We start from the raw sequence: 6,382 nt of genomic DNA on the forward strand, positions 1-6,382 counted from the left end.
GCGCTCCTTCAGCGAGTGCGGCCGGCGACGGGCGCAGGCCGGGTGAGGTAAGCAGGCCCGCCGAGCTGCTCCATCTGCTGCGCGATCCATGCCGTGCGCTTCTGCACATAGGCGCTTGGCGCGTCGACACGGAAGCGGCGCGGGTTCGGGAGCACGGCGGCAAGGCGCGCGGCCTGGATCGCGCCGAGGCGATCGGGCGTCGTGTGATAGAAGACGTCGCTGGCTGCGCCGACCCCGTAAATCCCGTTGCCGAGCTCGACGATGTTCATGTAGACCTCGAGGATCCTGCGCTTGGGCCAGGTCGCTTCGATCAGCACGGTGAAATAGGCTTCCAGGCCCTTGCGGATGAAGCTGCGGCCGTTCCACAGGAACAGGTTCTTCGCCACCTGCTGGCTGATCGTGCTGGCGCCGCGCAGGCGCTTGCCTTCGTCCGATGCGTCGATCGCGTCCTGGATCGCGTCGATATCGAAGCCGTGATGGAAGGGGAACTTCTGGTCCTCTCCGGCGACCATCGCGAGGCCCACCTGGGGCGATACGGCATCCCACGGCACCCAGCGATGGCGGAAGCTGAAATCGGGTTCGTGCGTGACGAAGGCCTCGACCCGGCGCTCCATCATCATCGCGCTGGTCCATGGCGGCACGAAGCGCAGGATCAGCACGACCAGCCACGACAGGGCGAGCCAGGCCAGGATGAGCAGGCCGACGAAGCGGGCGATGCGAAAAGGCAGCGGGCGGGGCGTCGGGCTCATGGCGGCGCTGTGGCGAAGGATGGCGCAGTATAGGGGGCCCGCGCTTGTCGGGCTTGTCGGCAAGCGAGGATGGCCCCATCTTTCGTCGGATCACCAGGAGGCCACCGTGACCGAGTCGATCGTCGAAACCCTGTCATCCGAAGACGTACTTCATCGCTTCATGCTCGAGAAAGCGGGCGTGCGTGGCGTGCTGGTCCGTCTGGGCGCCAGCTGGCGCGAGATCGCATCGCGCGGCGACTATCCTTCGGATATCCGCAACACGCTGGGCGAAGCCGCGGCGGCGAGCGCGCTGCTCACCGGCAACATCAAGTTCGACGGCTCGCTGTCGCTGGAATTCAAGAGCGAGGGGGCGCTGCGCCTGCTCTTCGCCGAGTGCACCGACCAGGGGCACCTGCGTGGCCTGGCGCGTTACGACGCCGACACCATGCCGGCGGCGCTGCACCTGAACGAACTGCCGAATGCGCTGCTCGCCATCACGATCGGGCAGGTGGACCGTGGTCGCTACCAGGGTGTGGTGGATCTCGACGAACCGTCGATCGCGAAGGCGCTGGAGAACTACTTCGAGCGCTCGGAGCAGTTGCCGGCGCGCATCCTGCTCGCGGCGAACGCCGAACACGCGGTGGGACTCATGCTCCAGCCCATCGCGGGCGAAGGTGGCCACGACGCGGCCGAGGACGACGACGCCTGGACGCGTGTCGGCATGCTCACCGATACCCTGAGCAGCTCGGAAATGCTGTCGATCCTTCCGGAGGAACTGCTTTACCGGCTGTATCACGAAGAGACCGTGAGCGTGTATGAGGCCAAGGGCCTCGCCTTCGGCTGCACCTGCTCGCAGGAGCGGGTGGAAGGCATGCTGCGTGCGCTCGGCCGCACCGAAGTGGAAGCCACGCTGGACGACCGCGACGGCGAGATCGAAGTCGTCTGCGAATTCTGCGCCACGCGTTATGTCTTCGACCGCGTGGACGCCGAGCGCCTGCTCACTCAGGTGGAAACCCCGCCGTCTCCCTCCACCCTGCAGTAACTCGGCTCCCGTACGGAGCCGCCCGGCAGATTCGCTCTTACGCGTCGAGGGAGAGCGGCGCGCCCAGCCACTTGCTCGCCGGCTGCGGCTGGGCGAACAGGAAGCCCTGGCCGAAGCGACAACCGATGCGGCGCAGGGCGCGCATCTGCGATTCGGTTTCGATGCCTTCGGCAATCACCTGCATGCGCAGCGAATTGGCCAGTGCCTGAATCGCCCGGACCACGGCCGTGCTGTGTGCATCGGTGTCGGTGTCTTCGGAGGGCAGTTCGATCACGAAGGAGCGGTCGATCTTCAGCGTTTCGATCGGGTACTGGTGCAGGTAGCTCAGCGACGAATAGCCCGTACCGAAGTCGTCCAGCGCGATGCCTACACCGTGGTCGCGCAGGTTCTCGAGGATGCGTTTGACCTGTGCCGGGTTCTCCAGCAGGGCGCGCTCGGTGACTTCCACGCGTACGCAGCGCGCCGGTACGCCATGTTCGGCGAACAGGTCCAGCAGGCGCTGGTCGAGATCCGGCGAGCGGAAGTGGCTACCCGATACATTGATGCTGACGAAGCCTTCGTCGCGCGTCAGGGCGCGCACCTGGCGCGCGACCTGCTCGAAGATCTGCCAGTCGATCGCCTCGGAACAGCCGGTGTCCTCCGCCACGGAGAGGAAATCCCCCGGTGGCAACAGGCCTCGCTCCGGATGGCGCCAGCGCAGCAAGGCCTCATAACCGACCACGCGGCTGTCTTCGAGATCCACGATGGGCTGGTAGAACGGCACGAATTCGTTGCGCGTGAGGGCGCGACGCAGGTCGCCTTCGAGTTCGAGCAACGACAAGGCTTCACGACGCAGGCGATCGTCGAAGACGGCGGCGCGGTGACGGCCTTCGTCCTTCGCGCGATACATGGCCGAGTCGGCGTCGCGTAGCAGCTCTTCCGGACGGGTGTATTCGGGGGTGGGCAGTGCGATACCGATCGACGCCGAGGTGAAGATTTCCTTCGCCCCCAGGCGAAACGGTGTCTGCAGCTGCGCGATGATGCGTTCGGCGATATGCGTGGCCGCCTGTGGATCGGTGATGCCTTCCACGAGCACGGCGAACTCGTCGCCGCCCAGTCGCGCCACGACGTCGCGTGTCTTCAGGCACGCGCGCACGCGCCCGCCGACCTGGAACAGCAGATCGTCGCCGACCAGGTGGCCGACCGAATCGTTGATGACCTTGAAGCGGTCCAGGTCGATGAAGAGCACCGCGAAGAGATCGGCGGGGTTCTCGCGATAGTGGTTGAGCGCCTGCTCCAGACGCTGCAACAGCAGCGTGCGGTTGGGCAGGCCGGTGAGCGAATCGTGCAGGGTTTCGTACTTGAGCCGGCGCTCGACGCGCTCGCGCTCGGCGATCTGCTCCCGCAGGTCGCGGTTGGCCAGGGCCAGGGCGCGCGTGCGTTCGGTCACCCGGCGCTCGAGGCTGGCGTACGCCTGCTTGAGCGACTCGGTGGTGTACTTGCGTTGCAGCGCGTTGGCGATGTGGTAGCTGACGAAGGTCAGCAGCTCCTGGTCGCGCGCGCTGTACGTGTGCTCGGGCGAATAGCTCTGCACTGCCAGCACGCCCATCGATTTTTCGTTCCAGATCAGCGGCACGCCCAGCCAGTGAAGCGAGCGCGCGCCACTGGTGGACAGCACCTGGTCGCGATTGAGTCGATCGATCTCTTCGCGGTCGGCGAGCAGCGCCTTGCCGTTGCGAAGCACGAATTCGGTCAGCCCGCGGCCAAGCTCGCGCGGTTCGCGCGAGCCGTCCAGTTCGTCCACCGAATAGGGGAAGGTCAGCTTGTTCTGGTCTTCGGAAAGCAGCGCGATATAGAAGTTGCGCGCGTACAGCAGGCCGCCGATCACGCGGTGCACGGCGGCGTAGAAGTTCTCGATGCTGTCCGAGGTATTGGCCAGCTCGGCAATGCGGAACAGCGCGGCCTGCAGGCGCTCGCCGCGCTGGCGCTGCAGCACCTGCTGGCGCAGCACGCGGTTGGCTTCGCGCAGTGCGGCGGTGCGCGTGGTGACGCGGCGCTCGAGTTCCTCGTGCGCCTGGCGCCGTTCGAGTGCCGTCTGCACGTGCTGGGCGACATAAGTCAGCAGTTCGCGATCGTTCTGCGTGTAGCGCGTGTCGTCGCGGTAACTCTGCACGACCAGCGCGCCCACCACGTCTTCGCCGCGCTTCATCGGCACGCCGAGCCAGTCGTCGCTGGGCGGGCCGATCGATACACGCGGGCCGGGGAGGTTCTTCTCCAGCTCCGTGCTCGCTCCCATGAGCGACTTGCCGCCTTGCAGCACGTGCCAGGTCAGCGAATTCTCGATGGCGTCGATCGGCCGTATGCCTTCCGGATCGGGGATGTCGGGATCCAGCGAATCGACGAAGTACGGGAAGCGCACCGTGCGGTTCTGGGCGTCGAACAGCACGATGAAGAAATTCTCTGCATACATGAGGCTGCCCACGATGGCGTGGAGCGCGGTCATCATGTCCTTCATGTTGTGCTCGGCGCCGGCCTGCTCGGCGATGGCGTAGAGCGCGCGCTGCAACCGTTCGGCGAGGGCCAGGCGGGAGATCGCCTCGTAGAGGTTCGCCGTTTCGGCAAGCTGTCGCAGGCGCGCCGCGGCGAGCCTGCCCAGCCAGTCGATCAGTTCGGCCGCGTCGCCGGAGGCGTCCTCGTCGGCGTGCAGTTCGAGGGCACGCCCGGTTTGCGGATCGATGCCCAGTTCGAGGACGGTGCGACCGGTCGGCCGCAGCTCATCCACGCCGCGCCAGACCACGCGCGCCCCCGGCACGAGGTGCCGGGCGAAAGCCTCGCTCTCGCTCCGGACCACGTCGGCCTCGGCCGCCCGAAGCAACCGCTCGACAGCCTCGTGCAACGGCGTGCTGTCACCGTGACCGGGCGCCTTGAGGGACGGGCTTTGAGTAGGAGCGATAGTCATCGCCTGGCGAGGATTCCGGTGTGGTCGGTTCAGTCTATATGCGTTAAGGCGGCCGCGCGATGGTGCGTGGAACGCCAGTCTCAGAGGCCTTGCGCCAGCTCGGAACGATTCCCCCTGATGGTCATAAACGGCAGCTATCCTGATTCCTGAAGGCACCGGTCCGGGGTGTTAGTAAAACGTAAAACGCGATACACTGGGGCCGTTTCCGCGAGGCTGAAGCGGGACCTCGGGGATTTCAGCCACCTGCCGATATGACGACCATGCGCAGATCCTTTCTCACCTTGCTACTGCTGATGCCGCTCGCCGCGGCAGGGCAGACTGCGCCGGTGGGTTCGGACGCCACGGCCACCCGGCTGCTCGGCCAGCAACCCGACGCCTACGCCCAGAACGCACAGGGCTCGGTGCCGCTCTGGCGCGCCCCGGACGGACGCATGCTCGCCCTCAAGGCGGACGACCGGACCGACAACACCCAGCCGCTCGCGCTGCATGCGGTGGATGCCGGCCCCTTCCTTTCCAGTGGCCTGCAGTACGACCTGGGCCCGCGCGTCCAGGCCCACGCCAACATCACCGGCCAGGGCTGGATGAATTCCGTGGAATCCTGCGGTACGTCCGCCACCCCTCACGGCGACCTCTGCAACTCGCCGGGCGCGCCGCCACGCATCGTCGGCAGTGAAGTGGGTGCGACGTATCGCGGCACTGGCTACAGCCTCGGCGTCGGCGTCGGCGCCAGCCGGCCCACCGGCACGGGTGCCGCCCTGCCACGCGTGCTTCCCGGCCTGGCCACTGCGTCCGGCCTGCCGATCACCGCGCTGTCTTCCAGCACGGAATTCAATGCGCATGGCAGGGTCGACCTGGGTTCCCGCAGCGGCATCGACCTGGGCGCCAGCATCGGGCGCATCCGCCTCACACCGGGCAATCTGCTCGGCATCGGCTCGGTCGACCAGAAGGCGCTGAGCTTCGGCGTCGATCGCGGCTCGCTGTCCGGCCTGATCACCGGTCGCACGATGCAGCCCGAAGCCACGGCGATCAACCAGATCAACGGCGACCGCCGCTGGAGCGCCATCGACCTCGGTGTCACCTGGCGTCTGCCCTGGCGCGGCGAGCTCTCGGTCGGTGCCCAGAACGTCTGGTCGTCCGGCACCGCGCCGAACAGCCCCACCGGGCCCGAGCCCGACCAGTCGCGAACCCCTTACGTCCAGTACCACCAGGACCTGTAAAAAAGGTTCTTCGCGGAAGTCCGGGGACGCCGACGCCGAAGGCATTGGTTCACTCAGCGGCTGATGCCGCGGCGAGCGCGGACGTGGCGGCGCGGAGCCTTCGGTGCCCACCCTCGCTGCTCAGACAGGTCCTCCGCGTTTCGTACCGGAAAGGCCGCTGCGCGGCCCATGTACCTATTTGGCCTACGGCCGCTCCACTTGTGCGGAACTCGCCTCGAGGGTGGGCACCGAAGACTCTCCCGAACCGTGAGGCTCGCGTGGGTCGAGCCAAAGCGCGCGGCAGCATCACCAGCAAGCACGCCGACACACGCGCTACGAAGGTATTGGGCAACCGGGTACCAGCAACCGCGTCCGCTTCGCCCGGATGTTCCGGGCGCGGCCGGGGCCGACGACGGCACCACACAACGGCTCTCCTGCCAGCTGACCGTATCGTCGTGAGAGACCTTGGCGTCCACCC

At 66.9% G+C, this 6,382-nt stretch carries 4 protein-coding genes; 2 read left to right on the top strand and 2 right to left on the bottom strand.

Annotated elements, in window-relative coordinates; translation table 11 throughout:
- Positions 1–8 precede the first annotated feature (8 nt).
- Complete coding sequence (gene mtgA / locus VM621_RS02975) at positions 9–749, bottom strand: monofunctional biosynthetic peptidoglycan transglycosylase (RefSeq protein WP_325467501.1); 741 nt, start codon at positions 747–749, stop codon at positions 9–11.
- A 106-nt stretch (positions 750–855) separates the two neighbouring features.
- Here mtgA and VM621_RS02980 point away from each other — a divergent pair, with 106 nt between their 5' ends.
- Positions 856–1,770 (top strand): Hsp33 family molecular chaperone HslO, encoded by a 915-nt coding sequence (locus tag VM621_RS02980; RefSeq protein WP_325467502.1) that lies wholly within the window; start codon positions 856–858, stop codon positions 1,768–1,770.
- A gap of 37 nt (positions 1,771–1,807) precedes the next feature.
- Here the strand turns inward: VM621_RS02980 and VM621_RS02985 are convergent, their stop codons facing one another.
- Positions 1,808–4,708 (bottom strand): bifunctional diguanylate cyclase/phosphodiesterase, encoded by a 2,901-nt coding sequence (locus VM621_RS02985; protein ID WP_325467503.1) that lies wholly within the window; start codon positions 4,706–4,708, stop codon positions 1,808–1,810.
- Positions 4,709–4,968: 260 nt separating this feature from the next.
- Between VM621_RS02985 and VM621_RS02990 the strand changes: the two genes are divergently transcribed.
- The gene (locus VM621_RS02990; protein ID WP_325467504.1) at positions 4,969–5,925 is read left to right on the top strand and encodes a hypothetical protein; all 957 of its coding nucleotides are present in this window, start codon (positions 4,969–4,971) and stop codon (positions 5,923–5,925) included.
- Positions 5,926–6,382 lie beyond the last annotated feature (457 nt).

It is taken from the genome of Luteibacter sp. (assembly GCF_035539195.1).
Taxonomy (GTDB): Bacteria; Pseudomonadota; Gammaproteobacteria; order Xanthomonadales; family Rhodanobacteraceae; genus Luteibacter.